This window comes from Pseudomonas sp. GNP014, assembly GCF_054344005.1.
Genome location: NZ_JBTGUS010000001.1, coordinates 4,961,102 through 4,983,363, shown reverse-complemented (window position 1 = coordinate 4,983,363; position 22,262 = coordinate 4,961,102). Strand labels below are relative to the sequence as shown.

22 protein-coding genes and 1 pseudogene are annotated in these 22,262 nt (G+C 55.7%); 13 read left to right on the top strand and 10 right to left on the bottom strand.

The annotated features are described in order from the left end of the window. Positions 1–198 precede the first annotated feature (198 nt). Positions 199–477: pseudogene (locus ACXX9E_RS22335) on the bottom strand (L-lactate permease); the annotation flags it as partial. 25 nt (positions 478–502) lie between these two features. On the opposite strand from ACXX9E_RS22335, the gene ACXX9E_RS22330 reads away from it, so the two are divergent. Together ACXX9E_RS22330 and ACXX9E_RS22325 are read left to right on the top strand one after the other, a co-directional pair. Continuing rightward, a complete protein-coding gene (locus ACXX9E_RS22330; protein ID WP_123462665.1) occupies positions 503–709 on the top strand; it encodes a hypothetical protein in 207 nt (68 codons plus the stop codon). Between the two features lie 112 nt (positions 710–821). Further along, on the top strand, positions 822–1,880 hold the full coding sequence (locus ACXX9E_RS22325; protein ID WP_225931026.1) for a hypothetical protein: 1,059 nt from the start codon (positions 822–824) through the stop codon (positions 1,878–1,880). A gap of 71 nt (positions 1,881–1,951) precedes the next feature. On the opposite strand, the gene ACXX9E_RS22320 is transcribed toward ACXX9E_RS22325, so the two are convergent. Further along, a complete protein-coding gene (locus tag ACXX9E_RS22320) occupies positions 1,952–2,227 on the bottom strand; it encodes a hypothetical protein (RefSeq protein WP_123462668.1) in 276 nt (91 codons plus the stop codon). A 206-nt stretch (positions 2,228–2,433) separates the two neighbouring features. On the opposite strand from ACXX9E_RS22320, the gene ACXX9E_RS22315 reads away from it, so the two are divergent. Next, positions 2,434–3,516 (top strand): hypothetical protein, encoded by a 1,083-nt coding sequence (locus ACXX9E_RS22315; protein ID WP_458556214.1) that lies wholly within the window; start codon positions 2,434–2,436, stop codon positions 3,514–3,516. A gap of 2 nt (positions 3,517–3,518) precedes the next feature. Continuing rightward, positions 3,519–3,872, top strand: coding sequence for a DUF1428 domain-containing protein (locus ACXX9E_RS22310; protein ID WP_123462673.1), 354 nt, complete (start codon positions 3,519–3,521; stop codon positions 3,870–3,872). A 156-nt stretch (positions 3,873–4,028) separates the two neighbouring features. Here ACXX9E_RS22310 and ACXX9E_RS22305 read toward each other — a convergent pair whose 3' ends face one another. Further along, the gene (locus ACXX9E_RS22305; protein WP_123462675.1) at positions 4,029–4,223 is read right to left on the bottom strand and encodes a hypothetical protein; all 195 of its coding nucleotides are present in this window, start codon (positions 4,221–4,223) and stop codon (positions 4,029–4,031) included. A 105-nt stretch (positions 4,224–4,328) separates the two neighbouring features. On the opposite strand from ACXX9E_RS22305, the gene thpR reads away from it, so the two are divergent. The 4 genes from thpR to ACXX9E_RS22285 all read left to right on the top strand — a co-directional run bounded on the left by thpR (position 4,329) and on the right by ACXX9E_RS22285 (position 8,889). Next, the gene (thpR, locus tag ACXX9E_RS22300; protein ID WP_458556213.1) at positions 4,329–4,847 is read left to right on the top strand and encodes an RNA 2',3'-cyclic phosphodiesterase; all 519 of its coding nucleotides are present in this window, start codon (positions 4,329–4,331) and stop codon (positions 4,845–4,847) included. A gap of 160 nt (positions 4,848–5,007) precedes the next feature. Beyond that, positions 5,008–6,396, top strand: coding sequence for an AAA family ATPase (locus ACXX9E_RS22295; RefSeq protein WP_458556212.1), 1,389 nt, complete (start codon positions 5,008–5,010; stop codon positions 6,394–6,396). Further along, a complete protein-coding gene (locus tag ACXX9E_RS22290) occupies positions 6,393–7,052 on the top strand; it encodes a DarT ssDNA thymidine ADP-ribosyltransferase family protein (protein ID WP_458556211.1) in 660 nt (219 codons plus the stop codon). The genes ACXX9E_RS22295 and ACXX9E_RS22290 overlap by 4 nt, the downstream gene beginning before the upstream one ends. A gap of 7 nt (positions 7,053–7,059) precedes the next feature. Beyond that, positions 7,060–8,889 carry an ADP-ribosylglycohydrolase family protein gene (locus ACXX9E_RS22285; protein ID WP_458556210.1) on the top strand — a complete coding sequence of 610 codons (1,830 nt, stop codon included), beginning with the start codon at positions 7,060–7,062 and terminating at the stop codon, positions 8,887–8,889. Positions 8,890–9,209: 320 nt separating this feature from the next. Here the strand turns inward: ACXX9E_RS22285 and ACXX9E_RS22280 are convergent, their stop codons facing one another. From ACXX9E_RS22280 to ACXX9E_RS22260, 5 genes are all read right to left on the bottom strand, one after another. Next, on the bottom strand, positions 9,210–10,307 hold the full coding sequence (locus ACXX9E_RS22280; protein ID WP_458556209.1) for a polyamine ABC transporter substrate-binding protein: 1,098 nt from the start codon (positions 10,305–10,307) through the stop codon (positions 9,210–9,212). Positions 10,308–10,515: 208 nt separating this feature from the next. Further along, positions 10,516–11,391, bottom strand: coding sequence for an ABC transporter permease subunit (locus ACXX9E_RS22275; RefSeq protein ID WP_003226106.1), 876 nt, complete (start codon positions 11,389–11,391; stop codon positions 10,516–10,518). Continuing rightward, complete coding sequence (locus ACXX9E_RS22270) at positions 11,388–12,269, bottom strand: ABC transporter permease subunit (RefSeq protein ID WP_185015766.1); 882 nt, start codon at positions 12,267–12,269, stop codon at positions 11,388–11,390. The genes ACXX9E_RS22275 and ACXX9E_RS22270 overlap by 4 nt, the downstream gene beginning before the upstream one ends. Positions 12,270–12,298: 29 nt before the next feature. Then, positions 12,299–13,441 (bottom strand): polyamine ABC transporter ATP-binding protein, encoded by a 1,143-nt coding sequence (gene potA / locus ACXX9E_RS22265; RefSeq protein ID WP_095136575.1) that lies wholly within the window; start codon positions 13,439–13,441, stop codon positions 12,299–12,301. 368 nt (positions 13,442–13,809) lie between these two features. Further along, on the bottom strand, positions 13,810–14,571 hold the full coding sequence (locus ACXX9E_RS22260; protein ID WP_128614798.1) for a gamma-glutamyl-gamma-aminobutyrate hydrolase family protein: 762 nt from the start codon (positions 14,569–14,571) through the stop codon (positions 13,810–13,812). A gap of 282 nt (positions 14,572–14,853) precedes the next feature. Here ACXX9E_RS22260 and ACXX9E_RS22255 point away from each other — a divergent pair, with 282 nt between their 5' ends. The 5 genes from ACXX9E_RS22255 (at position 14,854) to ACXX9E_RS22235 (ending at position 20,977) form a co-directional block, all read left to right on the top strand. Continuing rightward, on the top strand, positions 14,854–16,230 hold the full coding sequence (locus ACXX9E_RS22255) for a glutamine synthetase family protein (protein ID WP_128614797.1): 1,377 nt from the start codon (positions 14,854–14,856) through the stop codon (positions 16,228–16,230). 270 nt (positions 16,231–16,500) lie between these two features. Next, positions 16,501–17,991 (top strand): aldehyde dehydrogenase, encoded by a 1,491-nt coding sequence (locus tag ACXX9E_RS22250; RefSeq protein ID WP_103370534.1) that lies wholly within the window; start codon positions 16,501–16,503, stop codon positions 17,989–17,991. Between the two features lie 51 nt (positions 17,992–18,042). Then, on the top strand, positions 18,043–19,326 hold the full coding sequence (locus ACXX9E_RS22245) for an NAD(P)/FAD-dependent oxidoreductase (protein WP_322374926.1): 1,284 nt from the start codon (positions 18,043–18,045) through the stop codon (positions 19,324–19,326). Positions 19,327–19,704: 378 nt separating this feature from the next. Further along, complete coding sequence (locus ACXX9E_RS22240) at positions 19,705–20,253, top strand: cupin domain-containing protein (protein WP_042558757.1); 549 nt, start codon at positions 19,705–19,707, stop codon at positions 20,251–20,253. A 130-nt stretch (positions 20,254–20,383) separates the two neighbouring features. Then, positions 20,384–20,977 (top strand): hypothetical protein, encoded by a 594-nt coding sequence (locus ACXX9E_RS22235; RefSeq protein ID WP_458556208.1) that lies wholly within the window; start codon positions 20,384–20,386, stop codon positions 20,975–20,977. Between the two features lies 1 nt (position 20,978). Here the strand turns inward: ACXX9E_RS22235 and ACXX9E_RS22230 are convergent, their stop codons facing one another. Both ACXX9E_RS22230 and ACXX9E_RS22225 read right to left on the bottom strand, forming a co-directional pair. Beyond that, entirely contained in the window at positions 20,979–21,680 is a 702-nt protein-coding gene (locus ACXX9E_RS22230; RefSeq protein WP_447808090.1) for a DUF4225 domain-containing protein, read from the bottom strand. Then, the gene (locus ACXX9E_RS22225; RefSeq protein ID WP_458556207.1) at positions 21,667–22,167 is read right to left on the bottom strand and encodes an Hcp family type VI secretion system effector; all 501 of its coding nucleotides are present in this window, start codon (positions 22,165–22,167) and stop codon (positions 21,667–21,669) included. The genes ACXX9E_RS22230 and ACXX9E_RS22225 overlap by 14 nt, the downstream gene beginning before the upstream one ends. Positions 22,168–22,262 lie beyond the last annotated feature (95 nt).

The window sequence follows — 22,262 nt, the reverse complement described above, 5'->3', positions numbered from 1 at the left end:
TGCCGGTCTCGTTCTTGAAATGACCTGCACGGAGGGGAAAAGGTTTTTGCGGATTTTCGCTATAGAGTTATGCGTAGAGCTCATGAGTCTGCTGCGCGACTCAGCGCTCACTGGGGAGGAGGCTTACTCCCGACAGCGTCGGATCAGTCAGCCTGTTGGCTGAATCACACAGCGCCTTCGCGAGCAGACTCTCACAAACGCCATCAACACCGGACTGATGCGGAGCTGTTCCGATGTGACCCGCTGCAGCCCGCCAAACAGCACGTTGGAGGCCGTGTCCGAACCGGTCAACGCCACCCCGAGCCAACCAAGCAAGGTGCCGGACATCGGATAGAAAATCCCCGTCGCCGCGAATGCCAGGCCCATGGTCGCGTCCATCGCTGGCCAGTGAATCATCGGCGCTTTTCCCGGTCGTATCTGCGGCTGCGCGCACCGCGTCCTGAAGGCGAGGGCAGCGTTGGCCGATTCCGTCGTCAAGACCTTGGTTTTAGGGAAGTGTTGAATGAAGCGTGTGACAACGATGCTGCTGACTGTGACTGCCGCCGTTTTGCTGGGTGGATGTGTGGCGGATTTTGATGAGGGTCACCGCCATGGCCGGCACTACGACCGCGATCATGAGCGTTATTACGATCATGACCGGCGCTGGGATGACCGGGATGACGACCGCCGTGATGGCCGTCGCTACTACCGCGATCGGGATGATGACTGACTGAATCCCGCGCTCCGCAAGAGGCTGGAATCGTGCGACGGGAGGGGCTGGACGCAATGATGGCAATTCAGTAGCATCGGCGTTTTTTTGCCCCTTCCCCTCAAGGATGATCATGTCTGTCGCTTGTTCGTTGCGTCGCTCACCCGTTGTTGTCGGTGCCGTTCTGTCGGCGCTTTTGCTGTCAGGCTGCACGCAGATGGGCACCTATCAGGATGCTGCCGATCCCGATGCCGCCAAGCTGCGCTTTGTTGCCAATACCGATAACGCGACGGTGGACTATTACGATGCCGAGCATTGCGACGGGCAGACCACCGGCATCATCAACAATCTGTTCATCGCCGACAGCCAGCGTCGGGTCGGCATGTCGGTGGCCCCGCCGGAAAAGGCCAGAGGCTATCTGGAAATCAAACTGCCGCCGGAAAAGGACATGTACCTGAAGGTCAACACTCAGGTCGGGTATGCGGTATGCGGGTCCGGTTTCACCTTCAAGCCGCAGCGTGGCACGGAGTACGAACTGACCCTCGACCTCAAGGGGCGTCACTGCTCGACGCTGATGCAGCGTGTGCAGCGTATCGACGGCAAGGATGTGCGCACACCGGTTGCGATCAAACGCGAAGGACTGGCGGCCTGCGCCGGGCGCAATGCGATCTTCCCGAAACCGCCGGCGTTGCTGCCGGACACCCCGGAACGCACGGCCATGATCGACCGTATCGTCAATGGCAGCCTCTTTGTGGTGATGAAGTCTGGCGCAACGAAGCCGACGACGTTTACCCCGGAAAAGCTCGATTCGCTGATCAGTGAGCGCAAGGCCAAAATGAACATTGCCCTGCCGGACGATTACTGGACGCTTTACCGCCAGAATCTGGTGCAGTTCGATACCGAGAACGCCAGTAATGCCGACGAGGCGATCAAGCGCGCCAGCGACGAGTATCGCCAGCGTTTGCGCAGTGTCGATGACAAGCGCCTGAAAGATTGGTCTAGGCTCAAAGGCTCGGACGGTAAACAAGTTAACGCCGCGCCGAACGAAATGGAGACCGACATGATCATGTACTACTTCCAGTCGTCAAAAGGCGTGGTGGTTGAAACCGTCGGACGCCATCTCGAGCGCATGGCCAAGATGGATGCCCAGTACAACGTCTGCTCACGTTACGCCGACTGCTGGAAGCGCTGATCTCCGTAAGGCCGATGTGAACAAGCCCACTGCGCCGAAACGGCCAGTGGGCTTTTTTGTGCGTGCTGCGATTAAAAGTGAGCGCTCGCCTGGACGCGGGATCGCGCAGGCAGCGAGGCCTCGAGATCCAGCAAATGGGTGGCGAGAATGTCGCTCAGAAAACGGAACTGATCGTTGAAACCGACCACTTCATTGCTGAAATGATTGCTGGCGGCAGGCATCAGCAGGTCTTCGAAATCTTCGTTGAACACCAGCGCCCGGGCTTTGTGCGACACCGCGTGCTGAGCGTAATAGTTGCTGCCGAACACCGGGAAACTCACGGAGAGTGTGACGATGGTGTGAATCATGATGTGAACTCCTCGTTGTGTCTCGGATGGGTGGATCGTGCCTTTGAAGGGCGGCGGGTGGAAGGCAATCGTCGCAATGGTGAGTATTGATGGCGTTGATGGTTCGGGTTTCGGGCGGGCGATGAGGTCGGTGCATCCAGCATCAGGCCCGACTGACCCACCTATACTCAAATCTGCCTCCCACTCATCTCAAGGAAAACCCCACCGTGGACCTGCGCGCGCTGGTGGTTGCCGCACTGTTTCTGCTGGCTGGCTGTGCCACATCGGCGCGGGCCCCGGTGCCAGCGCCACAGGCCATCGTGGTGTCGCCGGCCACCTGGCAGCAGATCGACCGTGAAATCGTCAGCGCCTCGCAGCAGTCCACCGAGCAAGTCAAGGTTTTCGCCCGTGGTTCGATGGAACATTGGCGTACTCGCGTCTATCAGCAAACTGAAGAAAATTTCATCCCGTGGTTCAGCAGCTACTGGACCCAGGAATGGCTGTCGATGAAGGTCAGCTGGTACACCCTCAACGCCGGTGGCGAGCAGGACGCCTCGGCCAAGCGCCTGGCGGCGTATCTGCTTGAGCAATATCAGGAAAGAGTGCTGGCGCCGGTGGCGGTCGAGATTGATCCGGACGCGATCCTCGGCCAGGCCACGGCGTTCTATGCGCAACTGATGGCGCAGCAGATGCCGCTCATCGCCCGGCGTCATGGCGTGCCGGTTGCGCAGCTCAACGGGCGGTTGCAGAAGATCCCGGCGATCGCCCTCGGTCCGCCGCCGGCGCGGGATGCTTCGCTGTATCAGGTGGTCAGCACCGAACCGTTGAACACGCTACCGGCCTATGCGGCGCTGATCGACAAGATCCACACCGACGGCGGGGCCAAAGGGATTGCCTCGACCGACGCGGGCATGGCGCCCGTGGCCAAACGCGCCAGCCAGCGCATGGAAGCGGAAATGGCCCCGCGCGGCGCCGCGAGTGCGGTGGCGGCAGCGGCGGGGAAACTGGCGGGGGCCATGATCTCCGTCGGGGTGGCGGGCATTCGCGCCATCCTGCAGGCCAATGACCGTCCCGACAGCGAGGCGCTGATTCGCAGCAGTCTGGGCAATACCTTCGACAAGGCGTGGCTGAAACTGGTGCAGAACCCGACCACCGGCGTCATGGCCGGCACGCTGCACATGGCCGGGCAAGTCGAGCGCAATCTGGGCGGCGCTGATGAGCCGTCGGTCGGGTTGGGGGGCAATCGTGTCGAATGGCTGCCACCGCAATCGACCAATCAGCAGATCGAACCCAACGTGCAAGGAGAATGACCATGGCATACATCGACATCTTTGTGGCCCCCGTACCGACCGCCAATCGCGAGCAATACAAAAAACACTGCGTCATCGCCGCTAAATTGTTCAAGGAATACGGCGCCCTGAGTGTCGTCGAATGCTGGGGCGATGACGTGCCGGACGGCAAGGTCACGTCGTTCCCGATGGCGGTGAAACTCAAGGAGGATGAAACCGTGGTGTCCGGCTGGCTGATCTGGCCGGACAAAGCCACCCGCAACGCCGGCATGGCGAAAATGATGGAGGACCCACGCATGAAACCCGACGTGAACCCGATGCCGTTTGACGGGCAGCGCATGATCTATGGCGGCTTCATCGACCTCCTCGAATCCTGAGGCCTGCACCATTGCCACTGCGGCATGCGTTTCATCTCAAGTACGCAATTGGACAGGGTAGGAGCGGGCTTGCTCGCGAAAGGGCTGCGTCAGATAACAACGAGGTCGACTGACACGACGCCTTCGCGAACAAGCCCACTGCCACTGGTGTGCTGTTCACTCCGTGGCGGGGGTGATGCGGCAGCTTTTACGCTGACGAATTTCTTCGTCGGTCGGACGTTCGCGGACAAACTCGAAACGCGGTTCACCCTCGCTGTAATGCACCAGCCAACCCCATTCCAGCTCGGTTTCATCCTGCCCGGGATTCGGTGGGCGGGCCCACCACGGCTCTTTGCTGAGGACCTCGCGCATGACGGCCTCCGGTTGATGGCAATCCTTGAACTATAGACTTGTGTGGCGAGTCGTCAGAAAGAGGCGGGTAGAATCGACGATCACGAACCTTAAAGGAGCCAGGCCATGATGGATGAAAAGCGGTTGTTCTTTGCCCTCGACTGCCCACCGGCACAGCGCAAGGCGATTGCTCAGTGGCGTAGCGAGTTGGGTTTGCGAACCGGCAAACCAGTGCCAGCGGATAACTTCCATCTGACGCTGCTGTTCCTCGGCGCAGTGCCGTTGGCGCTGATTGGCGAAGTCTGCGAAGCCGCTAGCAAGGTACGCACGCCGGGGGAGGCTTTGAAAATTTCGCTGGACCGCGTGCAGGTCTGGCACCGCGCCGGGGTGTTGTCGTTGGCACCGGAGCAGGCACCGCAGGCGCTGCTGCGCCTGGTTTATGCACTGGAACAGGCCATGTTGCCATTTGGTTTTGAAGAGCCATCGCACGAGTTTCGCCCGCATCTGACCCTGGCGCGGGACTATCGCGCGCCGGAACCGGAATCCGCCACGTCGCCGGAATTCTTCCTGCGCGCCGAACGTTTTGCCCTGTTCGAATCGCACAAGGGCCGCTACCGGATTGTGCAGGACTGGCCACTGATCTAAAGCCACAAAAAAAGGCGCCCGAGGGCGCCTGAAATTTACCTGAGCCGAGGGAGCCAGGTGAGGCTATTTAGAGGCAGGCGACTGGGGATGGGGTAGTTTGTAGTGGCGAAATGGCATCCATGCGTCTAGGATCTTGTTTTTTCTACCACGGATTGGTTGCATGAAAGCGCTTAAAGATTTTCCCGTTACACCCGAACAGTTGGGGCTATTCTCTCGAATAAATGTTGGTGTTGAAATTATCAAAGGAGCAGCAGGAAGTGGGAAAACCACGACTGCATTGTTGAAGCTAAGAGCTCTAACACCAACATATGTTAATCGAAGTAGAAAAAAAGACATCCCAAGTCCTGTTAATATTCTTGTTCTTACTTATAATAAAACTTTAAGTGGGTACGTTCGCGAACTAACATCAAGCCAGAAGTTTGATAGGCTGGTAAATCTGGATGTGTCGACATTCAATAAGTGGGCATATCATTTCGTCCGTCCCGGTAGTGTAATGAACTTTACGGATACAGATGGACTTCTCCGATATCTTGCGTTAACGATTTCTGGCGATACTGATTTTTTTGTGGATGAAGCTAGATATGTCCTTGGTCGCTTTGTACCCGAAAAGTTAACGGATTATTTGGGGGCGAGAAGGGAAGGCAGAGGGGCGAGTCCAAGGATGGAGCGATCAACTAGGCAGTTGCTATTGGATAAAGTAATTTATCCTTATCTGGCGGCGAAAATGGCGATGGGAAAGCAAGATTGGAATGATCTTGCCATACATCTGAGCCAAAATAAAATGGCAAATTATGACTTGGTGGTTGTGGATGAGGCACAGGATTTTTCTGCTAACGAACTGCGAGCAGTGTTAAATCAATGCTCGGCTGAGTCGTCTGTAACTTTTGTACTTGATAGTGCTCAGAGGATTTATAGCCGTAGTTTTATTTTTTCAGAAATTGGGGTGGTTGGTTATCCTAGTTTTAATTTGAAGAAAAACTATCGAAATACAAAGCAGATCGCTATGTTTGCTGCTTATTTTTTAGATGGGCTTGAAAGTGATGAGAGTTGGACTGTTCCGGATTATGAAAGCGCAATTCGCGTTGGGTCTAAGCCTTTGGTTCTTCTTGGTGAATATGTAGATCAGGTATTATATGCCATTTCATTTATTCAAAAAAATGTCGATCTTCTGGAAGAGAGTGTGGCATTTTTGCATCCAAGGCTACATTTCAATGAGCTAAAGGAACAACTGGATGCGCGGGGGATGGGATGGGTGAATCTGAGGGCAGAAGCGGAGTGGCCCGAAGGTGACACGAATATTGCCCTGAGTTCCCTACATTCCTGCAAAGGCCTGGAGTTCGATCACGTCATCATGATTGGGTTGGACGGCCAGTTCGTAGACGTGCAGGGATCTCCCAGCGAGTATGAAATGGCTGCGAGAATGCGTCGTTTGGTTGCGATGGCGGTGGGTAGAGCGCGAAAAAGCGTGATTATTGGCTTCAAATCCTATGACGTCCCAGATATGATCCGTCGATGTGATCCAAATCTTTACCAAGGAGTCCAGGTGTGAGTGAAGCCGATATTGAGAAACTAATTGAACGAAGGGGAATTCAGTCGGTTCTTCATTTCACTACTAATAGAGGCTCTTTAGGAACATTCGCTTCGAAGGCTTTGAAGTCACGCTTTTTACTGGACTCCGATGATCAGCTTGAGCATATTTTTACCCCGAATGCACTTTATAGATCTAGAGATTTTAAGTGGTTAAACTACGTTAATCTTTCTATCTCTCAGATTAATACTAATTTTTTTCAGGTTGCCGAAAATAACTGGCACCGAGAGAAGGGTTTTTTTTGGTGTATCTTTGACTTTGATCCAGAGATTTTAACTCATCCTGGTGTTGTTTTTTCTACTACGAATAATATTTACAGTGATGTTATTCGTGGTGAGGGTAGTGTGGGGCTCGAAGCAGCTTTCGCGCCCTTCATTAGTCATTGGAATACAACTACGTCAAGCTCAGTTGTTCGCCCTGCTGATTATCCTTCTTGTTTGCCAACTTGTAGGCAGGCTGAAGTGCTCTATCCTAGTGAGGTTTCAACTGAATTTATTCAGAGAATATATGTGCGTAATGAATCTGAGGTTGATGAATTAATGGGGCAGATGGCGATAGCATCGCATCCCGACATTCCAATAAAAGTTGCGCCTGAATTATTTGTCGGAATAAAGTGAGAACCATATGCCAAACACTAGGCTGAAACGTACTATCTCATCCGCGCTATGGTCCGCTTACGCTGATGCGTTGGGTTTTCCGACGGAGTTGGCTAATGAAAAAGTAGTCATACAACGACTCGGCAAGTCCAAGGCGACTCGCACTGAACAATGGAATCGTCAAGTCGGTGGCCGTTTTGGTGCAATGATTGCCTTGCCTGCGGGTGCCTATTCTGATGATACACAATTACGGCTTGCGACTTGTCGTGCAATTCGAGGCAACGGATACTTTGATGTTGAATCATTTGCCAAAATAGAGCTTCCAGTTTGGCAAGCATATAGTTTAGGCGCGGGCCGTGGTAGCAAGGCAGCGGCGACAGCTCTTAGTAATCGTAGTAACACGTGGTTTAGTAATTTTTTTAGCGGATACACTGATGGCGGTGGAAATGGGGCGGCCATGAGGATACAACCTCATGTTTGGGCTGCTGAAAATCTCCGGGATTTTGATGCTTTTATTCCTGATGTAATTAGGAATGCTGTCTGTACTCATGGGCACATGCGGGGAATAGCCGGTGCTGTAGTTCATGCGGCTAGTCTAGCTTTAGTTATGAGTAACGAGCGGGTGGTTTCACCCGACCAATGGTACGGGCTAGCGAGTTACATTCGTGCAATTCCTGATCAAATTGCTCAAGATTCTGATTTGGCTACTTTTTGGCTTCCTACGTGGGAGCAGAAGAGTAAAAAAAGCTTGATGGCGTCTGTAGAGGAGGTTGCCGTAGAGTGGGAGTCGGCATCGAGTAATGTGTTAGATATCCTAAAAAGAGAGCAGGCATCGTCTGTTAAGGATGTATACGAATGCGTTGTGAAAGCTGAGAATGGATTAAGTAAGGATGAGCGAGGGTCCGGTCTTAAGTGTGCGTTATTTGCGAATGTGGCCGCTTGGTTAGCATCATTATCTGGTGCACAAGACGTCATTAATGTCGTTGTAAATTTGCTTGATAGTGATACAGATACTATTGCCACTATGTCCGGTGCTCTTATTGGTGCAGCTTATCCAGATGCAGTATTTCTTGGTGATGTGCAAGATGAAAAGTATATCCGTTCTGAGGCGGAGCGTCTTTATGATGTGAGCTGCGGCATCAAGGCTGATAGTTATTCATACCCTGATATACTTTTCTGGCAAGCTCCTCGTGTCGCCTTAGACGTTATGCGATTGGATGGAGGAAAATTCTATTTTGAAGCTTTTGGATACGTTAAACCAATCGGGCAGCCATATACCGGAATTCAGAAAAATTCGAGTTGGCAGTGGCTAATGCTAGAAACTGGTCAGACTATTCTTAGCAAGTTTCGTACGCAAATAGCTAAAAATTTAGAGCTTAGTCTTGGGGATGAGCCGGTTCGAATAGAGTCGTTAAAAAGAACCGGCGCGAAAAATTTCGAATTGTTTCATAAGGACGAAGTGGGGGCAGATGTTTTTAGTGGCGCAGAAGATAATATTGCATTTGCCAATGCTGGGCCACTTACATCCTTTGATAGCGACAAGTCAGAAGCTGAGTCTGCTTTAAATCTTGGCGAGAAAAATCAAGCCGCTGTAGGTGGGGTGTTTGTACCTCCAGATGATGGCTGGATATTGCATTATGAACCTTCAATTCCACGAGGTATGGATATACTTACCTCAGAAGCTATAAAAAACTTTGATCCCTTACTTATTGGGCAGCACTTGCTTTATCTGGCGGAGCGTCCTAACGGTATTGAATTGTCTGCGGTATATGCCGGAATTATTGCTAAAGCAAAAATTGCGCGTCTTAATAGAGATAAACAAAAAACGAATGCTAAGGCTGATGAGCTGAGTAATTAATAGTTCATTGTCACAGTGAAAATTAAAAAAGGCGCCCGTGGGCGCCTGAAATTCACCTGAACCGAGGAAGCCAGGTGAGGCCGTTCATTGCAGGGTGCAGCGGTGGTAAGGCGCTGCGTGAACGGGAAATCATTGAGTTACTTAAGCTAAGAAAATCCTGGGCCTGCACTGTCCGAATGTGATCTCAAAACCCTGTGGGAGCTGGCTTGCCAGCGATGGGGCCAGCACATCCTGCATCACCTTTGCCTGACCCACCGTCATCGCTGGCAAGCCAGCTCCCACCTATTCATCAGTGTTGTTGGAATCCCGACTCCGCAGGCTTACTTGCCGAGTTTCACCCGAGTCCAGCCACGGGTCATGATCCGTTGCGTGGCAATCGGTTGATCCGGTACCGCATACAGCGTCGCCATCACCGCTTGCGACGGGTACGAACCCGGATCGTTGCGGATCGCTTCGTCTACCAGTGGCGTCGCCGCCGAGTTGGCGTTGCTGTAGCCGTTGCTGTTGGTGATTTCGGCGATGATCTCCGGACGCATCAGGAAATCCATGAACAGGTAGGCGTTCTCGACGTTCGCCGCATCACGCGGGATGGCGACCATGTCGTAGAAGCTGCCGGCGCCTTCCTTGGGAATGCTGTAGTCGATCACCACGTTGTTGCCCGATTCCACCGCACGGGCCTTGGCCTGTAGCACGTCACCGGAGTAACCGACCGCCACGCAGATGTTGCCGTTGGCCAGGTCCGAGATGTACTTGGAGGAATGGAAGTACGCCACAGACGGGCGGATCTTCATGAACAGCGCTTCGGCTTCGAGGATGTGTGCCTTGTCCTTGTCGTTCACCGGATAGCCCAGGTAGTGCAGGGCGGCCGGGAGCATTTCGGTCGGCGAGTCGAGGAAACTGACGCCGCAGGCCTTCAGCTTTTCAGCGTTTTCCGGCTTGAACAGCAAGTCCCAGGAGTTGGTCGGGGCATTGGCACCGAGCACTTCCTTGACCTTGGCCGGGTTGAAGCCGATGCCGATCGAGCCCCACATGTACGGGAACGCGTGGGCGTTGTCCGGATCACTGGCGGCGGCGTTTTTCAGCAGCACCGGGTTGAGATTCTTCCAGTTCGGCAGCTTCGATTTGTCGAGGGTCTGATAGACGCCGGCCTTGATCTGCTTGGCCAGAAAACTGTTGGACGGCACGACGATGTCGTAACCGGATTTGCCCGCCAGCAAACGCGCCTCAAGGGTTTCGTTGCTGTCGAAGACGTCATAGGTCACGCGGATGCCGGTCTCGTCTTCGAACTTCTTGACGGTGTCCGGCGCAATGTAATCGGACCAGTTGTAAACACGCAGCACCTTGTCGTTGGCCTGGGCGCCCATGACCATTGCGCCCATTAAGGACAGTGTCAGCAGAGTCCTGCCAAACATTTTCATCGGTGAAACTCCATTCTTTTTATTCAAAAACTTTTAATCAAAAGCACAAACCCACTGCACGCATCACCTTGTGGCGAGGGGATTTATCCCCGTTGGGCTGCGAAGCGGCCCCAGCAGTTCTACCTGAAAACTGCGTATTCAGGTTTTACGACTGCTTCGCAGCCGAACGGGGATAAATCCCCTCGCCACAGTTGTTCATCCGTGTTGCTTAAGCAGTGGCGGCGCGTTGCGGCTGCTGCCACGACTCATTCGCCGTCTGGTCCATCGCTTCCTGAATCGCTTTCTTGCGATTGGCTTCTGCCTTGCGGCCGAAGTACCAGACGAGGAAGGTCACCAGCGACACCGCCAGCAGAATCAGACTGGCCACGGCGTTGATCTCAGGCTTCACGCCTAGACGCACCGCCGAGAACACTTCCATCGGCAGCGTCGTCGAGCCCGGGCCGGAGACGAAGCTCGCCAGCACCAGGTCATCCAGCGACAGGGCAAACGACATCATGCCGCCCGCCGCCAGCGACGGCGCGATCATCGGAATGGTGATCAGGAAAAACACCTTGAACGGCTTGGCGCCGAGATCCATCGCGGCTTCTTCGATCGACAGATCCAGCTCCCGCAGGCGGGCGGAGACTACCACTGCCACATAGGCTGCACAAAACGTGGTGTGGGCGATCCAGATGGTGACAATGCCACGCTCCTGCGGCCAGCCGATCAACTGCGCCATCGCCACGAACAGCAGCAACAGCGACAGACCGGTGATCACCTCAGGCATCACCAGCGGCGCGGTGACCAGGCCACCGAACAGCGTACGACCCTTGAAGCGCGTCACACGAGTCAGCACAAAAGCGGCGAGGGTGCCCAGTGCAACGGCGGCAATCGCGGTGTAGCAGGCGATTTCCAGCGAGCGCACCACCGAGCCCATCAGTTGCGTGTTGTCGAGCAGGCCGACGTACCACTTCACCGACCAGCCACCCCACACCGTCACCAGTTTCGAGGCGTTGAACGAGTAGATCACCAGGATCAGCATCGGCAGATAAATGAACATCAGGCCGAAGATCAACATGAACTTGGAAAAACCGAAGCGTTTCATCCCCGTGCCTCCATCTCTTTGGCCTGGCTGCGGTTGAACAGCAGAATCGGCACAATCAGGATCAACAGCATCACCACCGCCAGGGCAGACGCCACCGGCCAGTCGCGGTTATTGAAGAACTCTTGCCACAGCACGCGACCGATCATCAGCGTCTCCGGGCCACCGAGCAGTTCCGGAATCACGAACTCACCGACCACCGGAATGAACACCAGCATGCAGCCGGCGATGATCCCGTTCTTGGCCAGCGGTACGGTGATTTTCCAGAAGTTGTTGAAGTTGCTCGAACCCAGGTCCGACGCGGCCTCCAGCAGGCTACCGTCGTGCTTCACCAGGTTGGCGTACAGCGGCAACACCATGAACGGCAGGTAGGCGTAAACCACACCGATATACACCGCAGTGTTGGTGTTGAGGATCTCGATCGGGTGATCGGTCAGGCCGGTCCACATCAGGAAACTGTTGAGCAAACCGTTGTTGCTGAGGATGCCCATCCACGCATAAACGCGGATCAGGATCGCGGTCCAGGTCGGCATCATGATCAACAGCAGCAGGACGTTTTGCGCTTCCTTGCTCGCCTTGGTGATGGCGTAGGCCATCGGGAAACCGATCACCAGGCACATCAATGTGCTCAGCGCTGCGACCTTCAGCGAACCGAGGTAGGCCGACAGGTACAGCTCGTCTTCGCCGAGCATGGTGTAGTTGCCGATGTTGAGCATCAGCTGGAATTTCTGTTCGGCGTAGGTGTAGATCTCCGAGTACGGCGGGATCGACAGCGCGGCCTCCGAGAAGCTGATCTTCATCACCAGGAAGAACGGCAGCATGAAGAACAGGAACAGCCAGATGAACGGGATGCCGATGACGAACTTGCGCCCGCTGGGCACCAGGCGCAGGCATTGCTGATTGAAGGTTCTCATGAGCGCAGTACCACGCCGCTGTCGTCTTCCCACCAGACGTAGACCTTGTCGTCCCAGGTCGGGCGCGCGCCACGGCGTTCGGCGTTGGCCATGAACGACTGGACGATTTTGCCGCCGGGCAATTCGACGTAGAACACCGAGTGACCGCCGAGGTAGGCGATGTCGTGCACCTTGCCTTCGGACCAGTTGTAGCGGAACTCCGGTTGGGTGGTGCTGACGAGCATTTTTTCCGGGCGGATCGCGTAGGTGATCGACTTGTCCTGCACCGAGGTGCTGACGCCGTGACCGACGTAGATCTTCTGCTGCAAGTCCGGGCTATGAATGATCGCGTGACCTTCAAGGTCTTCTACCACGGTGCCGTCGAAGGCGTTCACGTTGCCGATGAACTCGCAGACCATGCGGCTGACCGGGGCTTCATAGATGTCGACCGGGCTGCCGATCTGGGCGATCCAGCCCAGGTGCATGATCGCGATGCGCTCGGCCATGGTCATGGCTTCTTCCTGGTCGTGGGTCACCATCACGCAGGTCACGCCGACGCGCTCGATGATCTCGACCAGTTCAAGCTGCATTTGCGAACGCAGCTTTTTATCCAGCGCGCCCATCGGCTCGTCGAGCAGCAACAGCTTCGGACGCTTGGCCAGCGAGCGGGCGAGGGCGACGCGCTGACGCTGGCCGCCGGACAACTGATGGGGTTTGCGTTTGGCGTATTGGGTCATGTGCACCAGGCGCAGCATCTCTTCGACGCGGGCGTCGATTTCGCTGGCGGGCAAACGGTCCTGCTTCAGGCCGAAGGCAATGTTCTGCGCCACGGTCATGTGCGGGAACAGCGCGTAGGACTGGAACATCATGTTGATCGGCCGCTCGTATGGCGGCATGTCGGTGATGTCCACACCGTCGAGCAGAATCCGCCCTTCAGTCGGGCGCTCGAAACCGGCGAGCATGCGCAGCAGGGTCGATTTGCCCGAACCGGAGCCGCCGAGCAGGGCAAAGATTTCGCCCTGATGGATCTCCAGGGACACATCGTCCACAGCGGTGGTTTCGTCGAACTTCTTGGTGACACGGTCGACTTTCACCAGAACCTTTTTCGGTTGCTGATGACCTTCAAGTGCCTTCCTGTAAGTGCTGGAGGCGTTTGCCATGTGAAACTCCCAACAGGTTTCGTTCGCTCGGCCAACGCGGCCGGGCTTAAGTGGATTGCAAGCCTGCAGGTGCATTCCCGGTCGGATCACATCCCCCTGTGGGAGCTGGCTTGCCAGCGATGGCGGTGGGTCAGTCACCATTAATGTTGAAGGTGACGGCCTCATCGCTGGCAAGCCAGCTCCCACAGGGTTTTGCATTGTTCTGACAGGTATTGCACTTACCGATCCGGCTTGTTCGGCGCCGCCGTCCTGGCTGCCTGGGTCGTGCTTGTTGTTATTACGGATGTTGTTGTTCACGAATGACGGATGTGCGCAGGCACACCCGACTTCCGAGGGGGCAGTAAATCGTTACGTATTCTTGGGTTGAGTCAGCGCTGGTTGCGTCGCGCCGCCCGTTGCCGGCAAGCCTCACCGAACGCCTGGAAAATCTTCAGGTACGGCGGGTTGTCCAGCACTTGCCATTCCGGATGCCATTGCACGCCGAGGGCGAAAGTCGGGCTGTGCTCGACCGAGATCGCCTCGATCAGGCCATCCGGCGCCACGGCTTCGGCACGCAAGCCGGGGGCGAGGCGGTCGATGCCCTGGCTGTGAATCGAGTTGACCTGGAACTCGCCCGGCAATCCCAGCGCTTCGAACACACCACCGCCGAGTGCTGTCACGGCATGGGCCGGTGCGTATTGCACGGCGACATCCGGACTGTCGGCTTCGCGGTGATCGAGCATGCCGGGCAACTCATGCACTTTCTGGTGCAGGCTGCCGCCGAACGCCACGTTCATTTCCTGGAAGCCACGGCAAATGCCGAGCACCGGAACGCCCGCCGCGATGGCTGCACGCAATAAAGGAAGGGTGGTGGCGTCCCGCGCCGGATCGTGATCCGTGCCGGGGGCACTGGCCGGGCCGTGATAGTGGAAGGGCTCCACGTTCGAGGGCGAGCCGGTCAGCAGCAGACCGTCGAGTTGACCGAGCAGGTCTTCGATTTCAGTCAGGTTGCCAAGGGAAGGAATGACCACTGGAAGCCCCTGAGCGCCAACGCTGACAGCACGTACGTACTTGTCGCCGCTGATGTGATAGGGGTGCAGGCCAATCTGTTTGACGCACGCAGTAACGCCGATCAATGGCTTGAATGCCATTTTTATTCACCTCGAAGTTTGACACTTGAACGAGCTTTTCCGGAGCTTAGCCTCGTTGATTTTAATTAACAACTGCCATGTAAAAAATTCTAAACGCCGTTCATCAAATCTTCATGAATTCCGGCCTTGTGGCGCCTGCGTTGGCACGTGAGTGTTAAAAAAAGCCCGAAAAATAAACGCTGAACGGCCAGCTGTTCGCTATTGACTTCACTTTGCCTTTCGGATTGACTGGCTCGGCGAAACAGCAGTGAACATAATAATTAACAGCTAAATAGGTGCATCATGTCGGTCCCTCTGCGTACCGTTCAACTCAACGAAGCAAACGCATTCCTTAAGAAATATCCTGAGGTTTTGTACGTCGACCTTCTGATTGCGGATATGAACGGTGTGGTGCGCGGCAAGCGCATCGAACGCACCAGTCTTCACAAGGTTTACGAGAAAGGCATCAACCTGCCGGCCTCGCTCTTCGCTCTCGACATTAATGGCTCCACGGTGGAAAGCACCGGTCTGGGCCTGGACATCGGCGACGCTGACCGCATCTGCTACCCGATCCCGGGCACCCTGAGCATCGAGCCGTGGCAAAAGCGCCCGACCGCACAACTGTTGATGACCATGCACGAACTGGAAGGCGAGCCGTTCTTCGCCGATCCGCGAGAAGTGCTGGCCAACGTCGTGCGCAAGTTCGATGAGATGGGCCTGACCATCTGCGCCGCGTTCGAACTGGAGTTTTACCTGATCGACCAGGACAACGTGAACGGCCGTCCGCAGTCGCCACGTTCGCCGGTGTCCGGCAAGCGTCCGGTGTCGACTCAGGTGTACCTGATCGACGACCTCGACGAATACGTCGACTGCCTGCAAGACATCCTTGAAGGCGCGAAAGAGCAGGGCATCCCGGCTGACGCCATCGTCAAGGAAAGCGCCCCGGCGCAATTCGAAGTCAACCTGCATCACGTCTCCGACCCGATCAAGGCGTGCGATTACGCGGTCCTGCTCAAGCGTCTGGTGAAGAACATCGCCTACGACCACGAAATGGACACCACCTTCATGGCCAAGCCGTATCCGGGCCAGGCGGGTAACGGTCTGCATGTGCACATTTCGATTCTGGACAAAGAAGGCAACAACATCTTTGCCAGCGAGGATCCCGAGCAGAACGCCGCGCTGCGACACGCGATCGGCGGTGTGCTGGAGACCCTGCCTGCGCAAATGGCTTTCCTCTGCCCGAACGTCAATTCGTACCGTCGTTTCGGCGCGCAGTTCTACGTACCGAACTCGCCGAGCTGGGGCATCGACAACCGCACCGTGGCCGTGCGCGTGCCAACCGGTTCGCCGGACGCCGTGCGTATCGAGCATCGGGTCGCCGGTGCCGACGCCAACCCGTACCTGCTGATGGCGTCAGTGCTGGCCGGGATTCACCACGGCTTGACCAATGAAATCGAGCCGGGCTCGCCGGTCGAAGGCAACAGCTACGAGCAGAACGAACAGAGCCTGCCGAACAACCTGCGCGATGCACTGCGCGAACTGGACGACAGCGAAGTCATGGCCCGCTATATCGACCCGCTGTACATCGACGTGTTCGTCGCTTGTAAAGAAAGCGAGCTGGCCGAGTTCGAGAACTCGATCTCCGACCTTGAGTACAACTGGTATCTGCATACGGTGTGATGGGTTCGGGCCTTTAAAAGCCGAAGAGCCCCTCACCCTGACCCTCTCCCGGAGGGAGAGGGGACTGACCGGGTTGTATTGAGATAGTCAGCGACCTGAACGATCGAGTCGATTATGGATTCGGCAAAGATTTTTCAGGTCGGCGAAGATTCCAAGCAACCCCCAATCGGTCCCCTCTACCTCCGGGAGAGGGCTAGGGTGAGGGCAGCCCTCTCAAACCAGACACAACACCCCGACACCCCCAATTCCCCCCCTTGTCGAGCCACAACAATGACCACAACCCGCAACGACTGGGAACAGCGCTTCCAGTCCCTGACCATCGAATCCCGCGCCTTCATCAACGGTGAATACCGCCCGGCAATCAGCGGCGCCACCTTCGAATGCCTGAGCCCCGTCGACGGCCGTTTCCTCGCCTCCGTGGCCAGCACCGACGAAGCCGACGCCAACCTCGCCGTCGAAGTCGCACGTCAATCGTTCAACTCCGGTGTGTGGGCCAACAAGGCCCCGGCCGAACGCAAGCGTATCCTGATTCGCTTCGCCGATCTGATCCTGCAACACCAGGAAGAACTGGCGCTGCTGGAAACCCTCGACATGGGCAAACCGATCAGCGACTCGATGAGCATCGACATCCCGGCGACCGCCAACGCGATCCGCTGGAGCGCCGAGGCCATCGACAAGATCTACGACGAAGTCGCTGCCACGCCGCACGACCAACTGGGACTGGTGACCCGCGAGCCGTCCGGCGTAGTCGCCGCGATCGTGCCGTGGAACTTCCCGCTGATCATGGCCAGCTGGAAATTCGCCCCGGCCCTGGCCGCCGGTAACTCGTTCATCCTCAAGCCTTCGGAAAAATCGCCGCTGACGGCGATCCGCATCGCGCAACTCGCGCTGGATGCCGGCATTCCGAAAGGCGTGTTCAACGTCCTGCCGGGCTTCGGTCACACCGTCGGCAAGGCGCTGGCGCTGCACATGGACGTCGACGTGCTGGCCTTCACCGGCTCCACGGCGATTGCCAAGCAACTGATGATTTATGCCGGGCAAAGCAACATGAAACGCGTCTGGCTCGAAGCCGGTGGCAAGAGCCCGAACGTGGTGTTTGCCGACGCCCCGGACTTGCGCGCAGCAGCCCAGGCGGCGGCCGGCGCCATCGCGTTCAACCAGGGCGAAGTGTGCACCGCCGGTTCGCGCCTGCTGGTCGAGCGTTCGATTCGCGAGCAATTCATTCCGCTGCTGGTGGAAGCGCTGCAAGCGTGGAAACCCGGTCACGCCCTCGACCCGGCAACCACCGTCGGCGCCGTGGTCGATCAGCGTCAACTGGACAACGTGCTGCGCTACATCAGCATCGGTCGCGAGCAGGGCGCCGAGCTGATTGCCGGCGGCCAGCGCACCCTCGAAGAAACCGGCGGCCTCTATGTGCAACCGGCGATCTTCGACGGCGTGACCAACGCGATGACCATCGCCCGCGAAGAAATCTTCGGTCCGGTGCTGTCGCTGATCACCTTCGACACCGTTGAAGAAGCGCTGCAGATCGCCAACGACAGCATCTTCGGCCTCGCCGCCGGCGTCTGGACCAGCAACCTGAGCAAGGCGCACACCTTCGCCCGTGGCCTGCGGGCCGGCAGCGTGTGGGTCAACCAGTACGACGGCGGCGACATGACCGCACCGTTCGGTGGCTTCAAACAGTCGGGTAACGGTCGCGACAAATCGCTGCACGCGTTCGACAAGTACACCGAGCTGAAAGCGACCTGGATCAAGCTCTGATTTTCTACAGCGGTGGTCGCCTTCAATGGGCGACCCTCGGAGAACAATAAAATGAAGCAACAACACGTCAACAGCTACTACGCCGCCACCCGCAACGAAGTCATCGACTTCCCGACCCTTGAAGAATCGGTCGAGTGCGATGTCTGCATTATCGGCGCCGGCTACACCGGCCTGTCCTCGGCGCTGTTCCTGAGTGAAGCGGGCTATAAAGTGACCGTGCTCGAAGCGGCGAAAGTCGGCTATGGCGCCAGTGGCCGCAACGGCGGGCAACTGGTCAACTCCTACAGCCGCGACGTCGATGTGATCGAAGAGCGCTACGGCGAAAAGACCGCAGAAATTCTCGGCAGCATGATCTTCGAAGGCGCCGACATCATCCGGTCGCGGATCAAGGAATACGACATCAAATGCGACTACCGCCCGGGCGGCATTTTCGCAGCGATGAACAAGAAACAACTCAACGGTCTGGCCGAGCAGAAGCGCAATTGGGAACGCTACGGCAACCGCAATCTGAAGATGCTCGACGCCGCGGACATTCGTCGCGAAGTCGGCTCCGACGCCTACGTCGGTGGCCTGCTCGACATGCAGGGCGGTCACGTGCATCCGCTGAACCTGGCCCTCGGTGAAGCCGCAGCTATCGTGCGTCTGGGTGGCAAAATCTACGAGCAATCGGCTGCCGTCGAAATCAAATACGGCGAACCGAATGTCGTGCGTACCGCCAAAGGCCAGGTGCGCGCCAAGTACCTGCTGATCGCCGGCAACGCCTACCTGCCGCAAGGCCTCGACAACCGGGTGACCGCGAAAAGCATGCCATGCGGCTCGCAGATCGTCGTCACCGAACCGTTGACCGAGAAACAGGCGCGCAGCCTGATCACCAACAACTACTGTGTCGAAGACTGCAATTACCTGCTGGATTACTACCGCCTGACGGCCGACAACCGTCTGCTGTACGGCGGCGGTGTGGTTTACGGCGCGCGTGAACCGGACGACATCGAACAGCTGATCCGGCCGAAGATCCTCAAGACCTTCCCGCAGCTCAAGGACGTGAAAATCGACTACCGCTGGACCGGCAACTTCCTGCTGACCATGTCGCGCATGCCGCAATTCGGCCGCATCGAGAAAAATGCCTACTACATGCAGGGCTACAGCGGTCACGGCGTCACCTGCTCGCACCTGGCCGGCAAACTGATCTCGGAAATGATCCGCGGCGACGCCGAACGCTTCGACGCCTTCGCATCGCTGCCGCACATGCCCATGCTCGGCGGCCGCACTTTCTCGGCACCACTGACCGCCCTCGGCGCCGTCTACTACTCGTTGCGCGACCGTTTCGGCATCTAAGTTACCTCCCCGGCGGCGGCCCCCAAGACCCCGCCGGTTTTTGACCTGCCAGTGCAGCCACCCTCACTCCCGCTGACACACCACAAAACCTGTGGGAGCTGGCTTGCCAGCGATAGCGGTCTTTCAGCAAAAGGGATGTTGAATGTGCCACCAATCGCTGGCGAGCCAGCTCCCACAGGTTTTGCATTTACTTCGCAATTAGCACCAGCAGGCTCTTTTACCCCACCGTCCATCGAACCTGCTGAGCAACACCGACAAACGTGATTTAATAGCCGCCTTTCACGGTTCCGGGACACGGGAGCAACGTGATCCGCGCCCTCGGCGCGTCACCCGCCACCCACCCCCATCGCCCTTAAGTCGTTCTCACATAAGGCAGTCATGGATACGGGTTCTCGACTCAAACTAGTACGCGAAAGCTACAAACTCTCCCAGCGCGAGCTGGCCCGGCGTAGCGGCGTGACCAATGCCACCATCTCCCTGATCGAACAGAATCGCGTCAGTCCCTCAGTCAGTTCACTGAAAAAACTGCTCGAGGGCATCCCGATGTCCCTGGCCGACTTCTTCACCTTCGACCAACCGCCACGCGAACACCAATACGTGTTCCGCGCCAACGAACAGCCCGACCTCGGCCGCCACGGCCTGCGCCTGCTGCTGATCGGCGCCTCCGTCCCAAGCCGCCAGATGCGCCTGCTGCGCGAGCAATACGCACCGGGCGCGAGTTCCGGGGAAGAGCCGATTGTTCACTCGGAAGGTGAGGAGTGTGGGTTGGTGACGCGGGGAACTGTTGAGTTGACCGTGGATGGCTCGGTGAGTGTTTTGAATGCGGGGGATGGGTATTACTTTCCTACCACGCTGCCGCACAAGTTCCGCAATATCGGGGCGGATGAGGCTGAGATTATTAGTGCGAATACGCCGGCTAACTTCTGATTGATGCTCTAGGTAAAAACCATACGCTGTAAGAAAATCCGACGCCTTGTTGAAGGGCGTCGGATTTTTTTTGATTCGAGGAAAGGTTTGTAGGTTTGATGGTTTTCATTTGTAGGAAGGCTCTGAATGAGTGCGTGATGATGCAGGGTTAATGACGTTAGGGGATTTCTGGCATGTTTACATTGCTACGCGCGATTTTTTAGGGCAAAGGTGGTGGTGGAATTATGAGTATTCGGGAAAAATGTCTTGTTTCACTCTCAATGATAAAAGGGTGTCATATAACGTTCTTGAGGCGTGTGAAGTCGTGACGTTAAGATTTATAACTCAAACAATATTTTTATTTTTATTGACTTTTGCTTTGAGTGGTATTGGCGCGTTAGTGCAAGTGAATTTTTTCAGTGGGATGTTTTTAGTGTTGAAGGATGTAAAAGAAATTGTAAGTGGTCTGATTTTCGTATTGCTTCTGTATGTTAATTTTCGCTACTGCTTTCCTGATCAGCTGGCTGAGTTGCGAGGGCGAAATGTCCGAAGTGATCGGTATCCTGTATGGGTGAGGCAGTATATTCTCTTTAATTGTGCCTTGTTTGTTGAGGAGGTTTTTTATTACACAATTAAGGATCTGGTGAGTCTGTCTGAAGTTGTTTTTAGGTTGTTAGGTTTTTTGATCTTTGCTTCTGTTTATGCTTACATGATGTCTAGTGAGGAGTTCAAGATAAAATGGTGATTTATTTGTTTTGTCGAAAGTCTATCTCTTCGCTTATGTTTTTGACTGTTATGCTGTCGATCAGTAGTTCAAATACCAAAGCCAGATTCCCCGTTTGGTTGTAAGCGCGCTCGTAATTAATTGGGTCATGATGGAATAGCTCTATTGAACCTGGTTTCCGCACGTGCTGCAGCATGCCAAACCCCGAAAGAATTAGATCTACGCTGTAGTAAGCAGTGTTTCCTATATGAGTATCGTTTGTCACTAATTGATAGAATTTACGAATCGGACCCACTGTGCTTTGAGCATCAGGGCCGTTGTAGATATTTACTACCCCTTCATGAATGTTGTTGATGCCGTGCGCCGAATAGAGTGCTCCTGCAAATATACCTTGTGGGCTTTTGCTGGAGAATTGTATGGCACCTATGTGCAATTGCATCATCCCCGCTGCAACACCTACACCGTTTTGAGCATAAAAAGATACTTTGTTCAATAACTCAGCGTGTTCCTCCCTAAGCTCTTGCAACCCCTGCTTGGCACTAATAACACCTTCATCTACCGCCCGAATAATCTCGTTCGCATAAGACGAGACAATCTCGCCAAATTTGAGCTGGCTGAAGCTATCGTACAACTGAGTCGCGCCGATGTGGCACCCGAATGCGACCAGATCGGAAGCAGCTCGGGTAACGTCGTTGATGTCACACGAATCCTCATTCACCGTCATTTCCCCAAGTGCTGAAACCGCACGTGCCTGCCTGGATATGTGTCCAGCTGATTTCGCGATAAGTAAACGACACCAACTCTTGCGGCTGGGCGTCGTTCAGGTGAATGGCGTGGGGAACCTGAAGGTTGATGTGTGCGATTTTTGCGCCGGTTATGTGGATTTTGAAGTACTTGTCCTGTGTGCCAGCGGGGGAGGTTCGGTAGAAGAAGATTGTGCAGTCCAGCACTTCACGCTCATGAAGTGCGGCGGCCAGTAGTGGTGAGGATTTGTCGATGTTTTTGGTGATCATGATCGGCAGGTGTTTGCCACGGTCAGCGGTAACGCCGCCGTTATTGCCGGTGGTCATGTTGTGCGAGTAGGCCAATACCATTATTTCGTCAAGGTGACCCACTTGGCACTTGTTGCCGATGGAATTAGTGTCGGAACAGCCGGCGGAGATCAGTCCTTGTAGGTTTCCGGTAATGCTCATGTAACTGTGGTTGGCCATGGATGCTCTGCTTTATTGAACGGAATACTCTTGTTTGAAGAGTAACCGTCAACTAAAGCCGGAACAGTGAGGCGTCGGTCCGCTGTTGATGATAT